1 protein-coding gene is annotated in these 410 nt (G+C 66.6%); it reads left to right on the forward strand.

The annotated features are described in order from the left end of the window. Nucleotides 1-152 precede the first annotated feature (152 nt). Nucleotides 153-410: aldehyde dehydrogenase family protein (locus AC1DN0_RS41655; protein ID WP_477146693.1), on the forward strand; the 258-nt coding region annotated here is incomplete at its 3' end.

Below are 410 nucleotides of genomic sequence, written 5' to 3' on the forward strand. Positions count from 1 at the left end.
GTTCCAACCACACGCCGGTGGAACGTTGCTTCCCGCATACACCCAAGCCTGCGACCCCATGTCGCAACCCAAACAGCCTTCCCGACGCATCCGGCAACATCCGGCTCACAGGCCCCGGCGCACAATGAGCGCCTGTCTTTCGGAGTACCGCGATGACCGTTGAGATCGTCAACTCCGCCACCGGCCAGGTGACCTACCGCCACGAACTGCTCGATGCCGCGCAGATCGAACAGCGCCTCGCCGCCGCCGCCACCGCCTTCCCGAGCTGGTCCGCGCAGACCCTGCAGGCCCGCGGCGCCATCCTGCGGGGCATCGCTGCCCAGTTGCGCGCACGCAAGGGCGACATCCAGCAGGCCATGACCAGCGAAATGGGCAAGCTCAAAGCCGAAGCCCTGGCCGAAGTGGACAAG

The organism is Cupriavidus sp. 05N39, from assembly GCF_056397325.1.